Source organism: Streptomyces tagetis (assembly GCF_018069565.1).
In the GTDB taxonomy this organism is placed as follows: Bacteria; Actinomycetota; Actinomycetes; order Streptomycetales; family Streptomycetaceae; genus Streptomyces; species Streptomyces tagetis.
Map to the genome: position 1 here is coordinate 213,131 of NZ_JAGPNL010000010.1, position 22,689 is coordinate 235,819.

Consider the following 22,689-nt stretch of genomic DNA (forward strand, 5'->3'; position numbering starts at 1 on the left):
GCCCCGCCGGGCCGGATCAGCGCGCGGCGGACTCCCGCACCCGCAGGGCGCGGGCCAGGTCGTCGAGCTGGTCGGCGAGCCTGCGCCGCAGGGCCGGGACCGGGCCGGCCTCGTCGAGGCAGCGCCGGCCCAGCTCCAGGGTGCCGGCGTCGACGGCGTGGGCCGGGAAGGCCCAGCGGCCGGCGGCCTCGGCGATGGCGGGGCCGCGCCGCTCGGCGACGGCGGGTGCCTCGGCGAAGTAGCGCTCCACGTAGTCGCCGACCAGGCCGGCCTGCTCGGGCTGCCAGAAGCCCCGGGCGGTCGCGGTGAAGAGGTAGTTGGAGAGGCCGTCGGAGGCGAACATGGCCTCCCAGGCCGCCGACTTGGCCCCGGCGTCGGGGAGCGCGGCCCGGCAGCGGGCGGCGCCCTCCTGGCCGGTGGCGGAGGGGTCGCGGTCGAGTTCCCCGGCGATGGCGGCCTCGTCGACGGCGCCGAGGACGGCGAGGCGGCCGAGAACGCGCCAGCGCAGCTCCGGGTCGAGTTCGGGGCCGCCGGGGACGGTGCCCTCGGCGAGCCAGGCGGCGAGGGTGTCCGGGTGGGCGGCGACGTCGATGACGTGGCGCACGGCGATCAGGCGCAGCCCGGGGTGGTCGCCGTCCTCGGTGCGGCGGATGAGGTCGCGGCACAGGCCGGCGAGGGTGGCCAGGGCGGCGGGCCGCCGGTCGGGCGTGACGTAGCGGTCGGCGACGTGGGCGGCGGCGAAGGTCAGGACGCCGTCCACCAGGGCGAGGTCGGTCTCGTGCGGCAGGTGGGCGCGGGCGGTCTCCAGGTAGGCGCCGGCCGCCAGGTCGCCGTCGCGGACGGCGTCGCGCAGGGCGTTCCAGACGACGGCGCGGGTGAGCGGGTCGGGCAGGGCGGACAGGTGCGCGCCCACCGCGGCGGCGGAGCCGGCGTCGAAGCGGACCTTGGCGTAGGTGAGGTCGCCGTCGTTGGGCACCAGCAGGGCGGGGCGCTTGCCGAGCGGCCGGGGCCCGTCCTGGGGGACGTCGACGTGGACGCGTTCGCGCAGGGTGAGGCGGCCGTCGCCGGCCACGTCCCGGTCGTAGAGGCCGACGGCGACGCGGTGGGGGCGGCTGCCGGCGCGGTCGAGGGTGAGGGCGCAGGTGCCGTTCTCGCCGGGGGTGAGGCGGGGCGTGAGCGTGTCCACGCCCGTGGTCCGCAGCCAGGCGTCGGCCCAGGCGTGGACGTCGCGGTCGGTGGCGGCGGCGAGGGAGTCGATGAAGTCGGCGAGGGTCGCGTTGGCGAACTTGTGCCGGTCGATGTGGGTGTTGATGCCGGCCAGGAAGTCCTTCTCGCCGAGCCAGGCGACGAGCTGGCGCAGGGCGGAGGCGCCCTTGGCGTAGGAGATGCCGTCGAAGTTGAGGAGCGCGGAGGCGGTGTCCGGGACGTGCTCGGGGGCGACGGGGTGGGTGGAGGGGCGCTGGTCGGCGTCGTAGCCCCAGGGCTTGCGGGCGACGCCGAAGTCGGTCCAGGTGCCGGTGAAGCGGGTGGCCTCGGCGGTGGTCTGGTAGCCCATGTACTCGGCGAAGGACTCGTTGAGCCAGATGTCGTCCCACCAGCGCAGGGTGACGAGGTCGCCGAACCACATGTGGGCCATCTCGTGGGCGATGACCATGGCGCGGGTCTGCCGCTCGGTGTCGGTGACGGCGGAGCGGAAGACGAACTCGTCGCGGAAGGTGACCAGTCCGGGGTTCTCCATGGCACCGGCGTTGAACTCGGGGACGAACGCCTGGTCGTAGGAGTCGAAGGGGTAGGGCTCGGCGAACTTCTCGTGGTAGCGGTCGAAGCAGGCGCGGGTGACGTCGAGGATCTCGTCGGCGTCGGCGTCCAGGTGGGGGGCGAGCGAGCGGCGGCAGTGGATGCCGAAGGGCAGTCCGCGGTGCTCGGTGCGGACCGAGTGCCAGGGTCCGGCGGCGACGGCGACCAGGTAGGTGGAGACCGGCGGGGTGGTGGCGGCCTTCCAGTGGCCGTCTCCGGTGTGCTCGGTGACGCCGTTGGACAGGACGGTCCAGCCCTCGGGGGCGGTGACGGCGAGGTCGAAGACGGCCTTGAGGTCGGGCTGGTCGAAGGCGGGGAAGACGCGCTGCACGTCGTCCAGGAAAAGCTGGGTGTAGACGTAGGTCTCGCCGTCGGCGGGGTCGGTGAAGCGGTGCATGCCCTCGCCGGTGCGGGAGTAGCGCATGGCCGCCTCGACGCGCAGTTCGTGGGTGCCGGGGGCGAGGCCCGTCAGCGGCAGCCGGTTGCCGTCGAGGGCCTCCGGGTCGAGGGGGTGTCCGTCGAGGGTGACGGAGCGCAGCTCGGCGGGCTTGACCTCGATGAAGGTGTCCGTACCGCTCCGGTCGCCGAGGACGGTGAACCGGATGGTGGTGCGGGAGTCGAAGGTCTCGTCCCCACCGGTGAGATCGAGGTCGATCGCGTAGTGGTGGACGTCGAGGAGCCGGGCACGGGTCTGCGCTTCGTCGCGCGTCAGTACGGACATGCCCGCCATGCTGCCCGATGCGGTGGGCGGGGCACAGGGGCGGACCGGTACGCGGGGCCCGCCCCGTCCGCTCCCGCTCCGCCGGCCGCCGCGCGGGGCGTCCGGCGCGCTCCCCGCCGTGCGCCCCCGGGGGCCGGGCCGGGTGCCGCGCCGGGCAGCGGGCTCAGGTGCCGGACGGGGTGGTTCCCGTGCCGCCGGTCTCCGCGATGCGCTCGTGGTGGCGGATCACCTCGGCGATGATGAAGGTCAGGAACTTCTCGGCGAAGGCGGGGTCCAGTTCGGCGTCCTCGGCGAGGGCGCGCAGCCGCTCGATCTGCCGGGCCTCGCGGGCCGGGTCGGCGGGCGGGAGCCGGTGGCGGGCCTTGAGGTGGCCGACCTGCTGGGTGCGGGAGAAGCGCTCGGCGAGCAGGTGGACGACGGCCGCGTCGATGTTGTCGATGCTCTTGCGCAGCCGGTCCAGTTCCTCGCGGACGGCGGGGTCGACGGCGTCGGCGCCGGTGGGGCTGGTGGTCATGGGCGATCACCCTACGGGCGGTGGCCGCGGCGCCGCACACCGTCTCAGGCGCTGGGCCCCGCCCGGTCCCGGCGCCGCTCGTACAGTGGAGGCAGGGTCGAGCGGCTTGGGGGTCGGGCGTGGCGAACGGCGGACCGGTCGAGCACGGGTTCCCGCACCTGGAGACGGTGCGGGCCGCCCTCACCGCGCTGTACCGGCGGTTGTCCCCCGACACCGTGCGCACCTTCTCGGCCAGCGTGGCCCCGGCCGACGTGGCGTTCCGCGACACCGACGACCTGTACCTGGGGGCGCAGCGGGTCGCGGGCGAGCTGGTGTCGCACTACCGGCTGCCCGACGCGCGGCTGATCGTCTCCTTCCGGGAGATGACCCACGCGGCCAACGTGGAACTGGCGGCGGGCCCGGAGTACTTCGTGGAGCTGAACGACCGCTTCCGTACGCACCGCCGGGACATCGGCGCGGCGCTCGCGCACGAGGTGGCGCACGTCTACCTGCACCGGCTGGACCTCTCCTTCCCCGGTACGCGGGCCAACGAGATCCTCACGGACACGGTGGCGGCGTACCTGGGCGCGGGGTGGCTGCTGCTGGACGCCTTCCGGGAGGACGCGACCTCGTCGCAGAAGCTGGGGTACCTGACGCCGGAGGAGTTCGGCTACGTCCTGGCCAAGCGGGCGGCGCTCTTCGGCGAGGACCCGGGGGTGTGGTTCACCAGTCCGCAGGCGTACTCGGCGTACGTACGGGGCCGGGACCGGGCCTTCCGGGAGGAGCGGCAGCCGCCGCTGACGGCGGCGGGCTGGGCGGGCCGGCACCGGTACGCGCGTGATCGCCGTCAGGCCCGGGACGGGTACGGGGCCGGACTCGCCGGAGACACGCCGTACTCCTTCACGTCGCCGGGCGAGGGGCCGCTGCGGGTGTCGTTCCCGTGCCCGACCTGCCACCAGCGGCTCCGGGTGCCGGTCAGCGGCCGGGTACGGGCCCGGTGCGGCCTGTGCCGGACGGTCCTGGAGTGCGACACGTAGCACGGCCGCGCGAGGGCGCGAGGGCGGACACCGGGCCGGGTGCCGGGGCGCCGGGCCGGGCGTGTCCGTGACCGCCGTGCGGGTCCGGGACGGGCCGGGCGTGTCGGGCGGTGCCGCGGACCCGCCGGGCCGGGCGTGTCGGGCGTGTCGGGCGTACCGGGCGTGTCGGGAGGCCCCGCGGACCCCGCCGCTCGGCAGGACCACCGATGTTCGCTATTTTGTTCGGCGCCGCACCCACCGGCTCACCGTCCGTCCCGCACCCGAGGAGCCGGCTCGTGGATTCCGAGTCCACCGTCCCCACCTGCTATCGCCACGCCGCGGTGGAGTGCCGGGTGCGGTGTGTCCGCTGCGACCGTTCCATCTGCCCGGACTGCATGCGCGAGGCGGCCGTGGGCCACCAGTGCCCGGAGTGCGTGCGGGAGGGCACGCGGTCGGTGCGCCGGGCCCGCACCCTGGTCGGCGGGCGGGTGTCGACGACGCCGGTGGTGACGTACGCCCTGATCGGCCTCAACGTCCTCGCCTACCTGGGCGAGCTGGTGCGCCCGGGGATCGTGGACCGGTTCGCGCTGGTCGGCGCGCGGCTGGCCGGTCCGGACGGCGGCTGGTACGTCTACCAGGACCGCTTCCCGGAGGGCTTTCGCGCCGAGGGTGTCGTCGCGGGCGAGTGGGAGCGGATGCTCACCGGCTCCTTCCTCCATCTGCCGCCCACCGAGGGCGTGTTCGGCCTGCTGCACATCGCGATGAACATGGCCGCCCTGTGGCGGCTCGGGCGGGTCGTGGAACCGATGCTCGGCCGGGTCCGGCACGCGGTGCTCTACCTGCTCTCGGCGCTCGGCGGCTCCGTCCTCATCCTGCTCCTCGACGACCCCGGGCAGGCCACGGTCGGCGCCTCGGGCGCGATCTTCGGCCTCGGGGCCGCGTACTACGTCCTGGCCCGCCGTATCGGTGCCGACATGCGTCCGGTCAACCGCTTCATGGGCCTGTTGCTGCTGTGGCTGGTGGTCTCCGCCGGGATGACCTCCTGGCAGGGCCACCTCGGCGGGCTGCTGGCGGGCGGCGCGGTGGCGGCGGCGTACGCGCACGCGCCCCGCGACGGGCGCCGCACGGCCGTGCAGGCGGGCGCGTGCGTGGGGCTGCTGCTCCTGCTGGCGGTGGCGTCGGCGATCAAGGTGTCCGTACTGACGGGTGGAGGTATTACCCAGTGAAACGTGCCGGTGTGCTGCTCCTCGCGGCCGTCCCCGTGATCGCCACGGGGGTGTACTTCGTCCTGCCGTCCGACGGGGCCGACGCCCCCGTGGGGCCTCCCCCGGTCGCCGCCCAGTCGGCGCGCGCGGAGGCCAAGGACCGGGCGGAGCAGGAGCGGGAGGCGGACGACGCGGTGATCGCCGCCCTGCCGCCGGGACTGGCCGCGCCGGACAAGAAGGAGCTGGCGCAGAAGCTGGTGGCGAGCGCCGAGAACTCGACCACCGACTGGCGCACCTCGTACGGGAACATCGAGGACCTCGACGACGGCCAGGGCTACACGGCGGGCATCATCGGCTTCTGCACCGGCACCCACGACCTGCTCAACCTGGTGGAGCGCTACACCCGCTCCCACCCGGACAACGGACTGGCCGCCTACCTGCCCGCCCTGCGCCGGGTCGACGGCACCGACTCGCACGAGGGCCTGGACCCCGGCTTCACCGAGGCGTGGCGTGCCGAGTCCGAGCTGCCGGAGTTCCGCGAGGCGCAGGAGTACGAGCGCGACCACGTGTACTTCGAGCCGTCGGTGCGGCTGGCCAAACTGGACGGCCTCGGCACGCTCGGCCAGTTCGTCTACTTCGACGCGATGGTCTTCCACGGCCCGGACCCCGACCCGAACGGCTTCTACGACCTGCGCGAGCGGGCGAAGAAGAAGGCGAGGACGCCCGCCGAGGGCGGTTCGGAGAAGGCGTTCCTGGACGTCTTCCTGGACGTGCGCCACCGGGCGATGCAGGACAAGCGTCCGGGCGGCGACACCACCCGCGTCGACACCGCCCAGCGCCGTTTCCTGAGGGCGGGCAACCTGAACCTGGACACGCCGCTGGAGTGGCGGGTGTACGGGGACCTCTACCGGGTGCCGTGAGCGCCGTGACGGCGCCCGCCCCAGGGTCCGGTCGGGGACGGGGGCGGACACCGTCTGTGTTCCGTACGCCGTTGTACGGGACGCATCGGCGGCGGTCGGGCCGACCGCCGGCGCACGCGGGCTCAGACGGCCAGCGAGCGGTCCGTGGGGCGGATCGGGGCCGGCAGGTCACTGGCCCCGGTCAGGAAGCGGTCCGCGGCACGGGCCGCGGAACGGCCCTCCGCGATCGCCCAGACGATGAGCGACTGGCCGCGGCCGGCGTCACCGGCGACGAACACACCCGGCACACCGGTCTGGAAGTCGGCGTCCCGGGCGATGTTACCCCGTGCGTCCAGCTCCAGTCCGAACTGTTCGACCAGACCGTTCTCCCGGTCGGTGCCGGTGAAGCCGAGGGCGAGGGTGACGAGCTGGGCCGGGATCTTGCGCTCGGTGCCCGGCTTCGGCGTGAAGCCGCCCCCGCCGGTCTCGACCTCGGTCAGGTGCAGCCACTGGACGTTGCCGTCCGCGTCGCCCTCGAAGCGGGTGGTGGAGACGGCGTAGAGCCGCTCGCCGCCCTCCTCGTGGGCCGAGGTGACCTTGTAGAGCGGCGGGAAGGTCGGCCACGGCTGGGTCACCGGGTCCCGCTCCTCCCCGGGCCGGGGCATGATCTCCAGTTGGGTGACGGAGGCGGCGCCCTGGCGGTGGGCGGTGCCCACGCAGTCGGCGCCGGTGTCGCCGCCGCCGATGACGACGACGTGCTTGCCCTCGGCGGTGATCGGCGGGGTGACGTAGTCGCCCTCCTGCACCTTGTTGGCCAGCGGCAGGTACTCCATCGCCTGGTGGACGCCCCGCAGTCCGCGGCCGGGCAGCGGCAGGTCGCGCGGGGTGGTGGCGCCGGCCGCGAGGACGACGGCGTCGTGGCGCTTGCGCAGGTCGGCGGCGCTCAGGTCGCGGCCGATCTCGATCCCGGTGCGGAAGCGGGTGCCCTCGGCGCGCATCTGCTCGATACGGCGGTTGACGTGCCGCTTCTCCATCTTGAACTCCGGGATGCCGTACCGCAGCAGGCCGCCGACGCGGTCGGCGCGCTCGTAGACGGCGACCGTGTGGCCGGCCCGGGTGAGCTGCTGGGCGGCGGCGAGCCCGGCGGGGCCCGAGCCGACCACGGCGACGGTCTTGCCGGAGAGCCGTTCGGGGACGCGCGGGGCGATGTCGCCGCTCTCCCAGGCCCGGTCGGCGATGGAGACCTCGACGTTCTTGATGGTGACCGGCGCCCGGCCGATGCCGAGCACGCACGCCGACTCGCAGGGGGCCGGGCAGAGCCGGCCGGTGAACTCGGGGAAGTTGTTGGTGGCGTGCAGCCGCTCGGAGGCCGCCGCCCAGTCCCCGCGCCAGACGTAGTCGTTCCACTCGGGGATCAGGTTCCCGAGCGGGCAGCCGTTGTGGCAGAACGGGATGCCGCAGTCCATGCACCGGCCGGCCTGCCGGCCGACGACCGGCAGCAGGGAGCCGGGGACGTGGACCTCGTTCCAGTCGCCGAGGCGTTCCTCGACCGGACGGGACACGGCCGTCTCGCGGCCGTGGTGGAGAAAGCCCTTCGGATCAGCCATGGACCGCCGCCTCCATCATCTTCTCGGTGATCTCGGTCTCGGGGAGACCGGCCCGCTCGGCGGCGTCCTTGGCGGCGAGCACTGCCTTGTACGTAGTGGGGATGATCTTGCTGAAGCGTTCTGCGGCGGCCGGCCAGTCGGCGAGCAGCCGCGCGGCGACCGTGGAGCCGGTCTCCTCGGCGTGGCGGCGCACCACCTCGCGCAGCCACTCCCGGTCGGCCTCGTCCAGCGGTTCGACGGCGCCCCGGTTGCCGGGGTTGACGTCGGCGGGGTCGAGGTCGACGACGTAGGCGGTGCCGCCGGACATGCCGGCCGCGAAGTTGCGCCCGGTCTCGCCGAGGACGACCGCGTGGCCGCCGGTCATGTACTCGCAGCCGTGGTCGCCGACGCCCTCGGAGACGACCAGCGCGCCGGAGTTGCGGACGCAGAAGCGTTCGCCGGTCCGGCCGCGCAGGAACATCTCGCCGCCGGTGGCGCCGTAGCCGAGGGTGTTGCCGGCGATGACGCTGTACTCGGCGAGGTGGTCGGCGCCGCGGTCCGGGCGGACCACGATCCGGCCGCCGGACAGCCCCTTGCCGACGTAGTCGTTGGCGTCGCCCTCCAGGCGCAGGGTGATGCCGCGCGGCAGGAAGGCGCCGAAGGACTGGCCGGCCGAGCCGGTGAAGGTGAGGTCGACGGTGTCGTCGGGGAGCCCGGCGCCGCCGAAGCGGCGGGTGACCTCGTGGCCGAGCATGGTGCCGACGGTGCGGTTGACGTTGCGGATGGCCACCCGGGCGCGGACCGGGGCCGCCTCGGCGGCCGTGGGCGCGGAGAGGGCGTCGGCGGCGAGCCGGATCAGCTCGTTGTCGAGGGCCTTCTCCAGCCCGTGGTCCTGGCCGACCGCCTGGTGGCGGACGGCGCCCTCGGGCAGGTCCGGCACGTGCAGCAGCGGCGCGAGGTCCAGCCCGCGGGCCTTCCAGTGGTCGACGGCGCGGGTGATGTCGAGGACCTCGGCGTGGCCGACGGCCTCCTCGACGGAGCGGAAGCCGAGCCCGGCGAGGAGTTCGCGGACCTCCTCGGCGACGAACCGGAAGAAGTTCTCCACATACTCGGCCTGTCCGGAGAACCGCTCCCTGAGGACCGGGTTCTGGGTGGCGATGCCGACCGGGCAGGTGTCCAGGTGGCAGACGCGCATCATGACGCAGCCGGAGACGACCAGCGGCGCGGTGGCGAAGCCGAACTCCTCGGCGCCGAGCAGCGCGGCGACGACCACGTCCCGGCCGGTCTTGAGCTGGCCGTCGGTCTGCACGACGATGCGGTCGCGCAGGCCGTTGAGGAGCAGGGTCTGCTGGGTCTCGGCGAGGCCCAGCTCCCACGGTCCGCCCGCGTGCTTGAGCGAGGTGAGCGGGGAGGCGCCGGTGCCGCCGTCGTGGCCGGAGACGAGCACCACGTCGGCGTGGGCCTTGGAGACGCCGGCGGCGACGGTGCCGACGCCGACCTCGGAGACCAGCTTCACGTGGACGCGGGCGGCCGGGTTGGCGTTCTTCAGGTCGTGGATGAGCTGGGCCAGGTCCTCGATGGAGTAGATGTCGTGGTGCGGCGGCGGGGAGATCAGGCCGACGCCGGGCGTGCTGTGCCGGGTCTTCGCCACCCACGGGTAGACCTTGGGCCCGGGGAGCTGGCCGCCCTCGCCGGGCTTGGCGCCCTGGGCCATCTTGATCTGGATGTCGTCGGCGTTGACCAGGTACTCGGAGGTGACGCCGAAGCGGCCGGAGGCGACCTGCTTGATCGCGGAGCGGCGGGCCGGGTCGTGCAGGCGCTCCGGGTCCTCGCCGCCCTCGCCGGTGTTGGACTTGCCGCCCAGCCGGTTCATGGCGAGGGCGAGCGTCTCGTGGGCCTCGCGGGAGATGGAGCCGTAGGACATGGCGCCGGTGGAGAACCGCTTGACGATCTCGGAGACCGGCTCGACCTCGGCCGGCGGCACCGGCTCGCGCCCGGAGGCGAAGCCGAAGAGTCCGCGCAGCGTCATGAGGCGCTCGGACTGCTCGTCGACGCGCTCGGTGTACTGCTTGAAGACCTCGTAGCGGCCGGTGCGCGTGGCGTGCTGGAGGCGGAAGACGGTCTCCGGGTCGAAGAGGTGCGGTTCGCCCTCGCGGCGCCACTGGTACTCGCCGCCGATCTCCAGCGTGCGGTGGGCGGGGGCGATGCCGGAGGCCGGGTACGCCTTCGCGTGGCGGGCGGCGACCTCCGAGGCGATCACGTCGATGCCCACGCCGCCGATCTTGGTGGCGGTGCCGTCGAAGTACGCGGCGACGAACTCCCGGTCCAGGCCGACGGCCTCGAAGACCTGGGCGCCGCGGTAGGAGGCGACGGTGGAGATGCCCATCTTGGACATCACCTTCAGGACGCCCTTGCCGAGGGCGTGGATGAGGTTGCGGATGGCCTGCTCGGGGTCGGCGCCCCGCAGGAAGGTGCCGGCCCGGACCAGGTCCTCGACGGACTCCATGGCCAGGTACGGGTTGACGGCGGCGGCGCCGTAGCCGATGAGCAGGGCGACGTGGTGGACCTCGCGGACGTCGCCGGCCTCGACCAGCAGCCCCACCTGGGTGCGCTGCCGGGTGCGGATGAGGTGGTGGTGGACGGCGGCGGTGAGCAGCAGCGAGGGGATCGGGGCGTGCTCGGCGTCGGAGTGCCGGTCGGAGAGGACGATCAGGCGGGCGCCGTTGCCGATGGCGGCGTCGGCCTCGGCGCAGATCTCCTCGATCCGGGCGGCGAGCGCGTCGCCGCCGCCGTGCACCCGGTAGAGCCCGGAGAGCGTGGCGGCCTTGAAGCCGGCCATGTCGCCGTCGGCGTTGATGTGGATGAGCTTGGCCAGCTCGTCGTTGTCGATCACCGGGAAGGGCAGCAGGACGCTGCGGCAGGAGGCGGCCGTGGGCTCCAGCAGGTTGCCCTGGGGGCCGAGGGAGCTGCGCAGCGAGGTGACCAGTTCCTCGCGGATGGCGTCCAGCGGCGGGTTGGTGACCTGCGCGAAGAGCTGGGTGAAGTAGTCGAAGAGCAGCCGCGGGCGCGCGGAGAGCACGGCGATGGGCGTGTCGGTGCCCATGGAGCCGATCGGCTCGGCGGCGGAGGCGGCCATCGGGGCGAGGAGGACGCGCAGTTCCTCCTCGGTGTAGCCGAAGGTCTGCTGGCGGCGGGTGACGGAGGCGTGGGTGTGGACGACGTGTTCGCGCTCGGGCAGGTCGCCGAGGTCGATCTCGCCGGCCTGGAGCCACTCGGCGTAGGGCTGCTCGGCGGCGAGGCGGGCCTTGATCTCGTCGTCCTCGACGATGCGGTGCTCGGCGGTGTCGACGAGGAACATGCGGCCGGGCTGGAGGCGGCCCTTGCGGACGACGCGGGCGGGGTCGATGTCGAGGACGCCGACCTCGGAGCCGAGGACGACGAGGCCGTCGTCGGTGACCCAGTAGCGGCCGGGGCGCAGCCCGTTGCGGTCGAGGACGGCGCCGGCCTGGATGCCGTCGGTGAAGGTGACGCAGGCGGGGCCGTCCCAGGGCTCCATCATCGTGGAGTGGTACTGGTAGAAGGCCCGCCGGGCCGGGTCCATCGCGTCGTGGTTCTCCCACGCCTCCGGGATCATCATCAGCACGGCGTGCGGCAGCGGCCGGCCGCCCAGGTGCAGCAGTTCGAGGACCTCGTCGAAGGAGGCGGAGTCGGAGGCGTCGGGCGTGCAGACCGGGAAGATCCGGTCGAGGCGGTCGGCGGGGCCGAAGAGCCCGGAGGCGAGCTGGGACTCGCGGGCGCGCATCCAGTTGCGGTTGCCCCGGACGGTGTTGATCTCGCCGTTGTGGGCGACGAACCGGTACGGGTGGGCGAGCGGCCAGGACGGGAAGGTGTTGGTCGAGAACCGGGAGTGGACCAGGGCGATCGCGCTGGCGAAGCGGCGGTCGGAGAGGTCCGGGAAGAACGGTTCGAGCTGCCCGGTGGTGAGCATGCCCTTGTAGACCACGGTCCGCGCGGAGAGCGAGGGGAAGTAGACGCCGGCCTCGCGCTCGGCGCGCTTGCGCAGGACGAAGGCCCGGCGGTCCAGGGCGATGCCCGCGCTGGTGCCGTCGGTGACGAAGAGCTGGCGGAAGACCGGCAGGGTGGAGCGGGCGGCGGCGCCGAGGAGCTGCGGGGCGACGGGGACGTCGCGCCAGCCGAGGACGGTCAGCCCTTCCTCGGCCGCGATCGCCTCGATCCGCGCGGCGCTGTCCGCGCCGTCCCCGGTGTCCTCGGCGGCCCGCCGGGGCAGGAAGGCGGTGCCGACGGCGTACGTCCCGGCGGCGGGCAGGGGGAAGCCGGTCACCTCGCGGAAGAAGGCGTCCGGGACCTGGCAGAGGATGCCCGCGCCGTCGCCCGAGTCGGGCTCGGAGCCGGTGGCGCCGCGGTGCTCCAGGTTGCGCAGGACGGTGAGGGCCTGCTCGACGAGGGTGTGGGAGGGCTCGCCGGTGAGGGTGGCGACGAATCCGACGCCGCAGGCGTCGTGCTCGTAGGCGGGGTCGTACAGGCCCTGGGCGGCAGGGCGGGGGTCCGTGGACGGCCGGCGGCGGCCCTCCTCGGGATGCTGGCACGGCTGACGCGGCATACGCATCGGCTCTCCCGTCGTCGTCATGTGGCAGGTGGGATGCCGAGGGACGACGCTGGCCCTCTGCTGGGGGTCGGAAAAGTTGGTGCAGAGTACATGATGAAACGCTTCTCGGGCGTTGGGGCACCCGGTTCCACCATGCGGATGATGGGGGGCCTCGGCGGGGACGCCGTGCCCGGGGGGCGGAAGCCCTGGGGGGCCGGGAGGGCGGATCGACGCCCGTGGGCCCGGAGCGGAGGGGGCGCCGTCGCCCGCCTCGCGGTCACGCGGCAGGCATCGTCGTCCGCAGCGCGTACGGCTCATGCCCAGCGCTCCCCCGCTCGAAACCAGTCGAGGACGCCCATCTGAGCACCGGCCCGCGCCGGAGCGGGTGCCGGACCGGCCGGCGCCCGCTCCGCAAGGGGCCTCCGGTCAGCCGACGGCGGTCCCGAACAGGCTGCCCAGCGCGTACGTCACGCCGGCCGCGGCGCCGCCCAGCAGGAGCTGGCGCAGTCCGCTGTACCACCAGGTGCGGGCGGTCACCTTGGCCACCACCGCGCCGCACAGGAAGAGCCCGGCCAGCGCGGTCAGCACGGCGGGCCACAGCGAGGCGGCGCCCAGCAGGTAGGGCAGGACGGGGAGCAGGGCGCCCACCGCGAAGGAGCCGAACGAGGAGACGGCCGCGACCGTCGGGGACGGCAGGTCGCCGGGGTCGACGCCCAGTTCCTCGCGGGCGTGGATCTCCAGGGCCTGCTCCGGGTCGCGGGACATCTGCCGGGCGACCTCGCTCGCCAGCGCGGGTTCGACGCCGCGCGAGACGTAGAGCGCGGCCAGCTCCGCCTCCTCGTCCTTCGGGTACTTGCGCAGCTCACGGCGCTCGACGGCCAGCTCGGCCTCGACCAGCTCGCGCTGGGAGGCGACGGAGGTGTACTCCCCGGCGGCCATCGAGAAGGCACCGGCGGCCAGCCCCGCCAGTCCGGTCAGGATGACGACCTGCCGGTCCAGGGCACCGCCCGCGACACCGGTCATCAGCGCGAGGTTGGACACCAGGCCGTCCATCGCGCCGAAGACGGCGGGGCGCAGCCAGCCGCCGTTGACGTCCCGGTGGGTGTGGTTGTCGCGGTGGGCCTCGTGCAGTGCCGCCTCGTTGTCGATGATAGCCATCTCCACTCCCCCAAGTTAGACACGTTCTATATTTTTACACCAACCAATGTACGCCGCTCCGGATCAACGTGCCAGCAAGGAAAGGCTGGGCTAACCTGCGGTTTCACCGTTTCCGCACAGCCATGTGCACGGTGTCACAGATCGCGCGGGGGACCCTCGGACGGGGTGGGTGATCTCCGCGCGGCGCCCGGACGGTGTAGGGATACGACAACGCCCGAGGGCGCCCGGAGTCTTTCCGGGCGCCCTCGGGCGTGGTGTGGTGTGGCCGGCGGGCCGGGGCGTCAGCCCTTCTGCGCCGGGCCGGCCCCGTTCGCCTCGGGGGCGCGGTTCGCGGCCTCCGCGGTCTTGGCGGTCTTCGCGGTCTTCGCCGTCTTGGCCGTCTTCACGGTCTTCCCGTCGGAGGAATCGTCCTCGGCGGCCCCGGCTGCCTCGGCCGTCTCCCCCGCCGCACCCGTCTCGCTGGTCTCACCGGTCTCGCCGGTGCCGTCCCCGGACCCCTCGCCGAGCGCCTCCGCGCCGGGCTCGACCACGGCCTCCCGGCCGGGACGGGTCCGCGCGGAGACCACCATGTAGACCACGGCGAGCAGGAACACCAGGAGCGCGGTCCAGTTGTTCAGCCGCAGGCCCAGGAGGTGGTGGGCGTCGTCGACGCGCATGTACTCGATCCAGAAGCGGCCCGCGCAGTACGCGGCGACGTACAGCGCGAAGGCCCGGCCGTGGCCCAGCGTGAAGCGGCGGTCCGCCCAGATGACCAGCAGGGCGACGCCCACGCACCACAGCGACTCGTACAGGAACGTCGGGTGGTAGGTGCCCGGCGTCCGTCCGTCGGCGCCGGAGGTGATCTCCAGCGCCCAGGGCAGGTCGGTGGCCCGTCCGTACAGCTCCTGGTTGAACCAGTTGCCCCAGCGGCCGATGGCCTGCGCGAGGGCGATGCCCGGGGCGACGGCGTCGGCGTAGGCGGGCATGGGGATGCCGCGGCGCCGGGCGCCGATCCAGGCGCCCAGCGCCCCGAGCGCGATCGCGCCCCAGATGCCGAGGCCGCCCTCCCACACCTTGAAGGCGTCCACCCAGTCACGGCCCTCACCGAAGTAGAGCTGGTAGTCCGTGATCACGTGGTAGAGCCGTCCGCCGACCAGGCCGAAGGGAACGGCCCAGATCGCGATGTCGGCGACCGTGCCGGCCCGCCCGCCACGGGCGACCCAGCGCTTGTTGCCGAGCCAGACGGCGACGAAGACGCCGATGATGATGCAGAAGGCGTAGCCGCGCAGCGGGACGGGACCGAGGTGGAGCACCCCGCGCGACGGGCTGGGAATGAAGGCAAGTTCCATGGCAGGGTCGACGCTACCGTGTCGGGCGGGACCCGTGCCGGGCAGCCCGGCTACGGGTCCGTAACGGGCGGGGGTCCCGCGTCCGGGCGGCGGCGGGTCCGCCCGGTCCTCCTACCGGTCGGCGTCCAGCACCATCTGCTTCAGCTTGGCCGGGGTCATGGAGCGGTCCTGGTAGATGTTCTCGCCGTTCAGCAGGACGGTGGGGGTGCCGCTGAAGCCTCCGTTCTGGAAGGCCCTGTTGGACTTCTCCACCCAGCCGTTGTGCGTGCCGTCCTTGACGCAGCTCCGGAACCCGGGCGTGTCGAGCCCGTCGACCGTGCCCGCGAGCTTGATCAGCGTGCCGGTGTCGGCGAAGGCGTCGTCCGTCTCCGGCGGCTGGTTCTCGTAGAGCACGTCGTGGTACTGCGGGAACTTGCCGGCGTCCTGGGCGCAGGCCGCCGCGTTGGCCGCCTTGCGGGAGCCGGTGCCGCCCATGTTGCCGTCGATGATCGTCGCCAGGTGGTACTCGACCTTGAGCTTCCCGGCACCGGTCAGCTCGTGGATCGTGGAGCGGTACGCCTGCTCGAAGCCCTGGCAGGCCGGGCAGCGGAAGTCCTCCCAGACGGTGAGCGTCGACGGGGCGCTCTCGGGCCCGGCCGGGAGGGCGAGGCTGTCCTTGCCCAGCGCCCCCGAGGGCGCCACCACCGGGCCGGCCGACTCGCTCCCGTCGTCCCGGCCCACGTTCGCGGCGACCACGCCGACCACGGCGGCGAGGCCGAGGACGCCGACGACGGTCGCGCCGACGATCAGGCCGCGGCGGCGTTTGTCCCGGGACTTCTGCTTCTCGCGCTCGGCCGCCAGCCGCTGGCGGGCGGTGCGCTTTCCGTCTTGGTTCTTCTCGCTCACACCCCGCAGAACGAACCGGGGAGGCGCACAGCGCCTCCCCGGCCCCAGGTCCACCCGTAAGAGGGACCCGTACGACAGGTGACCGTCAGCCCCGTGCGCGGACGCCCTTCGCCAGTTCGCCGGCGAGCGCGCGCACGTCCTCCACGCCGGTGGCGGCGTCGGGGGCGTCGAGCATCCGCTTGACGAACGCCGAGCCGACGATGACCCCGTCGGCGAAGCGGGCGACCTCCGCGGCCTGCTCGGCGTTGGAGACGCCGAGGCCGACGCAGACCGGCAGGTCGGTGGTGGCGCGGGTGCGCCGGACCAGGTCCTCGGCCTCGGAGCCGACCGATTCGCGGGTACCGGTGACGCCCATGAGGGAGGCCGCGTAGACGAAGCCGCTGCCCACCGCGGTGATCTCGGCGAGCCGCGCGTCCCGGCTGCTGGGCGCGACCACGAAGACCGTGGCGAGCCCGTGCTTGCCGGCGTGCTCCCTCCACGGCCCCGACTCCTGCACCGGCAGGTCGGGCAGGATGCACCCGGCGCCGCCGGCCTCGGCCAGCTCGGCGGCGAAGCGCTCGACGCCGTAGCGGTCGACGGGGTTCCAGTACGTCATGACGAGGATCGGCTTGCCGGTGGCCCGGTGGACCTCGCGGACCGTGCGCAGCACGTCGGCGATCCGCACGCCGCCGCGCAGGGCGATGTCGTCGGCGGTCTGGATGACCGGCCCGTCCAGGACCGGGTCGCTGTGCGGGAGGCCGACCTCGACGACGTCGGCGCCGCCCTCCAGCACGGCCTTCATCGCCTCGATGCCGCCGTCCACGGTCGGGAACCCGGCCGGGAGGTAGGCGACCAGGGCGGAACGGCCCTCGGCGCGGGCCCCGGCGAGGGTCTCCTCCAGCAGTCGCACGTTGCCGCTCACTTGGCGTCCCCCTCGATCTCGGCGGCCCCGCCGGCCTCGTCGGCGGCGACCTGGGCGTCGGTGTCGTACAGCCCGAAGTAGCGGGCGGCGGTGTCCATGTCCTTGTCGCCGCGGCCGGAGAGGTTGACCACGATCAGCCCGTCCGGGCCCAGCTCGCGGCCGACCTCCAGGGCGCCGGCCAGGGCGTGGGCGCTCTCGATGGCCGGGATGATGCCCTCGGTGCGCGAGAGCAGGCGCAGGGCCTGCATCGCCGCGTCGTCGGTGACCGCGCGGTACTCGCCGCGGCCGGTGTCCTTGAGGTAGGAGTGCTCGGGGCCGATGCCGGGGTAGTCCAGGCCGGCCGAGATCGAGTAGGGCTCGGTGATCTGGCCCTCCTCGTCCTGGAGCACGTAGGAGCGCGAGCCGTGCAGGATGCCGGGCTCGCCCGCGGTCAGGGTGGCCGCGTGCTCGCCGCTGTCCAGGCCGTGCCCGGCCGGCTCGCAGCCGATCAGGCGCACCGAGGCGTCCGGGAGGAAGGCGTGGAAGAGGCCGATGGCGTTGGAGCCGCCGCCGACGCAGGCGATCGCGGCGTCGGGCAGGCGTCCGGCGCGCTCCAGGAGCTGGCGCCGGGCCTCGACGCCGATGACGCGGTGGAAGTCGCGGACCATGCCGGGGAAGGGGTGGGGACCGGCGACGGTGCCGAAGAGGTAGTGGGTGCGGTCGACGTTGGCGACCCAGTCGCGGAACGCCTCGTTGATGGCGTCCTTGAGGGTGCGGCTGCCGGACTTCACGGAGACGACCTCGGCGCCGAGCATCCGCATCCGGGCCACGTTCAGCGCCTGGCGCCGGGTGTCGACCTCGCCCATGTAGATGGTGCAGTCGAGGCCGAAGAGGGCGCAGGCGGTGGCGGTGGCGACGCCGTGCTGGCCGGCGCCGGTCTCGGCGATGACCCGGGTCTTGCCCATGCGCTTGGTCAGCAGGGCCTGGCCGAGCACGTTGTTGATCTTGTGCGAGCCGGTGTGGTTGAGGTCCTCGCGCTTGAGGAAGATCCGGGCGCCGCCGGCGTGCCCGGCGAACCGGGGCACCTCGGTCAGGGCGCTGGGGCGGCCGGTGTAGTGGGCCAGCAGGTCGTCGAGTTCGCGGGCGAACTCGGGGTCGGCCTTGGCCTTGTCGTAGGCGACGGCGACCTCGTCCACGGCGGCGACGAGCGCCTCCGGGATGAACTTGCCGCCGAACGCGCCGAAGTACCCCTCGGCGCTGGGCACCTGGCCCTCGGGGTCGGGAATGAAGAACTCGCTGGGCATGCGGAAACCTCACGGTGTGGGTGGTGTGCGCTGATCGCCGTGGGGCGTGGGGTGGGCAGCGGCGGGCCGGGGCCGGCCGTCGCGCGGTTCCCCGCGCCCCGGGAGCCGGTCCGTCGGATCATGCCGCACTCCCGGTCCGGCGGCCTGGTGCGCCGCGGGACACCGGGGTACCGGCGCGTCGGCGCCGGCCCCGCGCCGCACGGCGGGAGCCACCGGACCGGCTCAGCCGCGGCGGGGTGCCTCGGCGGGCTCGGGCCTGATCGGGACGGAAGACCTCACGAGGGGCGCTGCCATCGCCGCCCGTTGACCTGGCCGGGCTCGGCTCCGATGTGATAGCGCACCCGGCGGCCGTGGACGCGGCGCGCGGGGGCCCGGCAGCCGCGCGGGCGGCAGCCCCGGGCCAGGTGCGCGTACGCGTCCCTGGCCGCCAGGGTGATCGGGAGCGCCATCGGGGCCGGGCCCATCGCCGGTCAGCTCCGGCCGTGCCGCAGCGCGGGGTGCTCGCCCGCGGCCACCAGGTCGGAGACGGCGGTCTTCGGGTCGCGCCCGGTGACGAGGGACTCGCCGACCAGGACGGCGTCGGCGCCCTCGTTGGCGTAGGCGATGAGGTCGTGCGGGCCGCGGACGCCGGACTCGGCGACCTTGACGATGCCCGCGGGGATCTCGGGGGCGACCCGCTCGAAGGTGCCGCGGTCGACCGTCAGCGTCTTCAGGTTGCGCGCGTTGACGCCGATCACCTTGGCGCCGACGGCGACCGCGCGCTCGACCTCCTCCTCGTCGTGGACCTCGACGAGCGGGGTGAGGCCGATGGACTCGGCACGCTCGACCAGCGACTCCAGGGCCGGCTGGTCGAGGGCGGCGACGATGAGCAGCACCAGGTCGGCGCCGTGCGCGCGGGCCTCCCAGAGCTGGTACGAGGTGACCACGAAGTCCTTGCGCAGGACCGGGACGTCCACGCGGGCCCGGACGGCGTCCAGGTCGGCCAGCGAGCCGCCGAAGCGGCGCTCCTCGGTGAGGACGGAGATGACGGAGGCGCCGCCCGCCTCGTAGTCGGCGGCGAGTCCGGCCGGGTCGGCGATGGCGGCCAGCGCGCCCTTGGACGGGCTGGAGCGCTTGACCTCGCAGATGACCTTGACCGCGTCGCCGCGCAGGGCGCTCACCCCGTCCAGGGCGGGGCGTGCCTCGGCCGCGCGCTCCTTGAGCTCGTCGAGGCTGACGCGCGCCTGCCGCTCCGCGAGGTCGGCACGGACTCCGTCGATGATCTCGTCGAGCACACTCACGCGAGCGGCCCCCTTTCAGACGGCGGAAACCTTGGGTCACTGTGATGGTATCCGCAGCCGGGCACGGGACCGGCATCCGGTCGTCGCCGGTCCCACTACCTGGACGTTCCCCAAATGATCAAGGCAGCAGCCGGCCACCGAAGGGCAGGTTCCGGACAACACCGAAGACCAGCAGCAACGTGCCCAGGGTCCACAGGTGCGCCGGACCGAGCGCGATCCGGAACGGGCGTCCGCGCACCGCGCGGATCACCCAGACGGTCCACAGCACGGCGAAGCCGGCGTAGGCGAGGACGGCGAGCGCGTTGGCGTGCAGGGCGGTCACGAGGTCGCCGTGGACGACGGCGTGGGCGCTGCGCAGGCCGCCGCAGCCGGGGCAGTAGATCCCGGTCACCCGGAGCAGGGGGCAGACGGGGTAGTGGCCGGGTTCGTTGGGGTCGACGGCGCCCACGTAGGCGAAGGCGCCGACGACGGCGGCGAGCACCCCGGCCGGTACGGCCGCCCGGGAGACGGCGCCGCGCGGGCCCCGGCGCGGGGCGTGGCCCGGGTGGCCCCGGTGGCCGGGGTGGTCCGGCGGGAGGGCGGGGCGCGGCGGGGCCTCGGCCCCGGGGTGCGGCGGGGCCCCGGGGTGCGGCGGGGCGGCGGTCGGGTGCTGCGCCGGCGTGCGGCTCTCGGCGTCCACGCCCGCATTCTGCCCGGCACGCTCCCCGGGCGCATCCGAGGGGCGCCCGTCCGCGGGGGTCAGGGCGGGCGGGGCGGACACGTGAGGGGCGGTCCCGGCACCGTGACGGCCGGTCCGCCCCTTCGGGTCCCGCGGGGTCGCCCGCGCGTGGGGGTCAGCTCTTGGCGCCGGCCGGCTCGGCGGGGCGGTTCGCCGGGTGCTCGTGCTTCTGCTGGCCGAGACCCATCATCCGCATGATGCCGCCCACGACGGCGCCGAGGAGCACGATGCCCATGCTGACCCAGAAGCCCACCGGCTCGGCCATCACCATGAACATGCCCGCGACGCAGAACCCGATGAAGGCGATGATGACACCGGTCCAGGCGGCCGGGGTGTGACCGTGGCTGCTGCCCGCCATTGCTTGCTCCTCGTTGCTGTGTGCCTGTCTGAGCAGGATGCTCGTGCCCATTGTCCCGCACCGGCGCGCGCGCCGTGAGCGGGGGTGCTCCTCCGCGCGCCCCGGCCCGGCACGGGCTCTCCGGGCACGGGCGGGCCGTACGCGAGCCCCGGGCACGCGGGTGGCCCACCCCGGGGCCCCCGGCCCGGCGCACGGGCGGTGGCGCGGGCCCGGCGCGAGGCGGCGTGTGCGGGCGTGGGGCGTACGGGGTTCAGGCGCCGGTCGGGTCCTCGCCCCGGTCGAGCGCCTTCCACAGGTCCTCGGGGCGGTCCGGGTCGACGCGGGGGGCGGTGCGCCGGGGCCGGGCGGTGCCGCCGCGCTCGTAGCGGCCGGACATGGCGGGCCACAGCCGGCCGTAGCGCAGCGCGAGCAGCCCGGCGAGGAGCAGCAGGACGCCGCCGACGGCGGCGGCGTAGGGCCAGGCGGTGTGGGTGAGGGCGTCGACGGTGGCGGAGGTGTCGCCGGCGGCCCGCGCGGCCTTCTCGTCGAGCGCGGAGGCGTCGGAGGCGCCGAGCAGGGCCGCGGCGATGGTGCCGGCGCCGGAGAGCGCGAGCAGCGTGGCGACGGCGAGGCGGCCGGCGCGGCGCACGGCGAAGACGGCGACGAGCGCGGCGAGGCCCACGACGGCGAGGGCGGCCGGGACGCCCGTGACGTCGCTGCCGCTGGCGGTCAGGGGGAAGGCGCCGCCGGCCACGGTGGCGGTGCCCTCCGACCACTTCTGCCGGGTGGCGAGCAGGGCGACGGCCGCGCCGAGCGCGCCGCTCAGCAGGGCGGCGGCGAGGCTCCGGCGCCCGCTGCGGGCGGGGGCGGCGGCGGGGGCGGGGGAAGGGGGTACGGCAGTCACGTACTCCACTATCACCCGGACCCCGGGTGCGGCGGCACCCGGGGTTCCGTGGGAAGGGCGTGAGAAACGCCCTATCGACCGAGCCGGTTGGCCATGTGCACCGCCCGGAGCACCGCCGCGGCCTTGTTGCGGCACTCGGTGTCCTCGGCGACCGGGTCGGAGTCGGCGACGACGCCGGCGCCCGCCTGGACGTAGGCGGTGCCGTCGCGCAGCAGCGCGGTGCGGATGGCGATGGCCGTGTCGGAGTCGCCGGCGAAGTCGAGGTAGCCGACGCAGCCGCCGTACAGGCCGCGCCGGGCCGGTTCGAGTTCGTCGATGATCTGCAGGGCACGCGGCTTGGGGGCGCCGGAGAGGGTGCCGGCCGGGAAGCAGGCGGTGAGGACGTCGAAGGCGGTCCGTCCCTCGGCCACCCGTCCGGTGACCGTGGAGACGATGTGCATGACGTGCGAGTACCGCTCGATGGACATGAAGTCGACGACCTCGACCGAGCCGGGCTCGCAGACCCGCCCCAGGTCGTTGCGGCCCAGGTCGACGAGCATGAGGTGCTCGGCGCGCTCCTTGGGGTCGGCGAGGAGTTCGTCGGCGAGGGCCTGGTCCTCCTGCGGGGTGGCGCCGCGGTGCCGGGTGCCGGCGATGGGGTGGACCATGGCCCGTCCGTCCTCGACCTTGACCAGGGCCTCGGGCGAGGAGCCGACGACGTCGAAGCCGTCGAAGCGGAACAGGTACATGTACGGGGACGGGTTGGTGGCGCGCAGCACCCGGTAGACGTCGAGGGCGCTCGCCGTGCACGGGGTCTCGAACCGCTGGGAGGGGACGACCTGGAACGCCTCTCCGGCGCGGATGCGCTCCTTGATGTCCTCGACGGCCGCCTGGAAGTCGCTGCCGCCCCAGCGGGCGGTGTACTCGGGCAGTTCGGAGGGCGGCAGCGCGGCCGGGGGCTGGGCGACGGCGCGGGTGAGGTCGGCCTCCATGGCGTCCAGGCGGGCCACGGCGTCGGCGTACGCCTCGTCGACGCCGGTGGACAGGTCGTTGTGGTTGATCGCGTTGGCGATCAGCAGGACCGAGCCCTCCCAGTGGTCCATGACGGCGAGGTCGCTGGTGAGCAGCATGGTCAGCTCGGGCAGGCGCAGGTCGTCCCGCCCCCCGGGGCCGACCTTCTCCAGGCGGCGCACGATGTCGTAGCCGAGGTAGCCGACCATGCCGCCGGTGAAGGGCGGCAGGCCGAGGTCGTGGGCGAGGTCGCGCGGGGTGTGCAGGGCCTCGACGGTCGCCCGCAGCGCGGCGAGCGGATCGCCGCCGACGGGAATGCCGACGGGCGGGGTGCCCTGCCAATGGGCCTGTCCGTCCCGTTCGGTGAGGGTGGCGGCGCTGCGGACGCCGACGAAGGAGTACCGGGACCAGGTGTCACCGTTCTCCGCGGACTCCAGAAGGAAGGTGCCGGGGCGTTCGGCGGCGAGCTTGCGGTAGAGCGCGACCGGCGTGTCGCCGTCGGCGAGGAGCTTGCGGGTGACCGGGACGACCCGGCGGTCGCCGGCGAGCTTGCGGAAGGTGTCGAGGTCCATGACGGCCGAC

The 22,689-nt window shown here is 74.2% G+C and carries 18 protein-coding genes; 3 read left to right on the forward strand and 15 right to left on the reverse strand.

All coding sequences use genetic code 11. The features are described from left to right. Window positions 1-16 precede the first annotated feature (16 nt). On the reverse strand, window positions 17-2,527 hold the full coding sequence (pepN, locus tag J5Y05_RS28740; RefSeq protein WP_210876208.1) for an aminopeptidase N: 2,511 nt from the start codon (window positions 2,525-2,527) through the stop codon (window positions 17-19). A gap of 154 nt (window positions 2,528-2,681) precedes the next feature. Further along, on the reverse strand, window positions 2,682-3,032 hold the full coding sequence (locus J5Y05_RS28745; RefSeq protein ID WP_210876209.1) for a chorismate mutase: 351 nt from the start codon (window positions 3,030-3,032) through the stop codon (window positions 2,682-2,684). A 119-nt stretch (window positions 3,033-3,151) separates the two neighbouring features. On the opposite strand from J5Y05_RS28745, the gene J5Y05_RS28750 reads away from it, so the two are divergent. From J5Y05_RS28750 to J5Y05_RS28760, 3 genes are all read left to right on the forward strand, one after another. Further along, on the forward strand, window positions 3,152-4,048 hold the full coding sequence (locus J5Y05_RS28750) for a hypothetical protein (protein ID WP_210876210.1): 897 nt from the start codon (window positions 3,152-3,154) through the stop codon (window positions 4,046-4,048). A 275-nt stretch (window positions 4,049-4,323) separates the two neighbouring features. After that, a complete protein-coding gene (locus J5Y05_RS28755) occupies window positions 4,324-5,253 on the forward strand; it encodes a rhomboid family intramembrane serine protease (protein WP_210876211.1) in 930 nt (309 codons plus the stop codon). Next, the gene (locus J5Y05_RS28760) at window positions 5,250-6,152 is read left to right on the forward strand and encodes a chitosanase (RefSeq protein ID WP_307854138.1); all 903 of its coding nucleotides are present in this window, start codon (window positions 5,250-5,252) and stop codon (window positions 6,150-6,152) included. The genes J5Y05_RS28755 and J5Y05_RS28760 overlap by 4 nt, the downstream gene beginning before the upstream one ends. Before the next feature lie 122 nt (window positions 6,153-6,274). Here the strand turns inward: J5Y05_RS28760 and J5Y05_RS28765 are convergent, their stop codons facing one another. From J5Y05_RS28765 to J5Y05_RS28825, 13 genes are all read right to left on the reverse strand, one after another. After that, complete coding sequence (locus J5Y05_RS28765) at window positions 6,275-7,738, reverse strand: glutamate synthase subunit beta (protein WP_210876212.1); 1,464 nt, start codon at window positions 7,736-7,738, stop codon at window positions 6,275-6,277. Beyond that, the gene (gene gltB / locus J5Y05_RS28770; protein WP_372450535.1) at window positions 7,731-12,344 is read right to left on the reverse strand and encodes a glutamate synthase large subunit; all 4,614 of its coding nucleotides are present in this window, start codon (window positions 12,342-12,344) and stop codon (window positions 7,731-7,733) included. The genes J5Y05_RS28765 and gltB overlap by 8 nt, the downstream gene beginning before the upstream one ends. Window positions 12,345-12,749: 405 nt before the next feature. Then, the gene (locus J5Y05_RS28775; protein ID WP_210876213.1) at window positions 12,750-13,481 is read right to left on the reverse strand and encodes a VIT1/CCC1 transporter family protein; all 732 of its coding nucleotides are present in this window, start codon (window positions 13,479-13,481) and stop codon (window positions 12,750-12,752) included. A 281-nt stretch (window positions 13,482-13,762) separates the two neighbouring features. After that, a complete protein-coding gene (gene lgt, locus J5Y05_RS28780; RefSeq protein WP_210876214.1) occupies window positions 13,763-14,809 on the reverse strand; it encodes a prolipoprotein diacylglyceryl transferase in 1,047 nt (348 codons plus the stop codon). A 111-nt stretch (window positions 14,810-14,920) separates the two neighbouring features. Then, window positions 14,921-15,694, reverse strand: a complete 774-nt coding sequence (locus tag J5Y05_RS28785; protein WP_210876215.1) for a DsbA family protein — start codon at window positions 15,692-15,694, stop codon at window positions 14,921-14,923. Between the two features lie 85 nt (window positions 15,695-15,779). Further along, the gene (trpA, locus tag J5Y05_RS28790) at window positions 15,780-16,595 is read right to left on the reverse strand and encodes a tryptophan synthase subunit alpha (protein ID WP_210876216.1); all 816 of its coding nucleotides are present in this window, start codon (window positions 16,593-16,595) and stop codon (window positions 15,780-15,782) included. Then, the gene (gene trpB / locus J5Y05_RS28795) at window positions 16,592-17,878 is read right to left on the reverse strand and encodes a tryptophan synthase subunit beta (RefSeq protein WP_210876217.1); all 1,287 of its coding nucleotides are present in this window, start codon (window positions 17,876-17,878) and stop codon (window positions 16,592-16,594) included. Before trpB ends, trpA begins: the two co-directional genes overlap by 4 nt. Before the next feature lie 275 nt (window positions 17,879-18,153). Then, window positions 18,154-18,327: a tryptophan biosynthesis modulator TrpM gene (trpM, locus tag J5Y05_RS28800; protein WP_210876218.1), complete on the reverse strand. Its 174-nt coding sequence runs from the start codon at window positions 18,325-18,327 to the stop codon at window positions 18,154-18,156. A 21-nt stretch (window positions 18,328-18,348) separates the two neighbouring features. Continuing rightward, the gene (trpC, locus tag J5Y05_RS28805; protein ID WP_210876219.1) at window positions 18,349-19,158 is read right to left on the reverse strand and encodes an indole-3-glycerol phosphate synthase TrpC; all 810 of its coding nucleotides are present in this window, start codon (window positions 19,156-19,158) and stop codon (window positions 18,349-18,351) included. 118 nt (window positions 19,159-19,276) lie between these two features. Beyond that, the gene (locus J5Y05_RS32710; RefSeq protein WP_210876271.1) at window positions 19,277-19,639 is read right to left on the reverse strand and encodes a DUF2752 domain-containing protein; all 363 of its coding nucleotides are present in this window, start codon (window positions 19,637-19,639) and stop codon (window positions 19,277-19,279) included. Between the two features lie 352 nt (window positions 19,640-19,991). Beyond that, a complete protein-coding gene (locus J5Y05_RS28815; RefSeq protein WP_210876220.1) occupies window positions 19,992-20,234 on the reverse strand; it encodes an HGxxPAAW family protein in 243 nt (80 codons plus the stop codon). Between the two features lie 250 nt (window positions 20,235-20,484). Further along, window positions 20,485-21,126, reverse strand: a complete 642-nt coding sequence (locus J5Y05_RS28820; RefSeq protein ID WP_210876221.1) for a TIGR02234 family membrane protein — start codon at window positions 21,124-21,126, stop codon at window positions 20,485-20,487. Window positions 21,127-21,188: 62 nt separating this feature from the next. Beyond that, window positions 21,189-22,679, reverse strand: coding sequence for an anthranilate synthase component I (locus J5Y05_RS28825; protein ID WP_210876222.1), 1,491 nt, complete (start codon window positions 22,677-22,679; stop codon window positions 21,189-21,191). Between the last annotated feature and the right edge of the window lie 10 nt (window positions 22,680-22,689).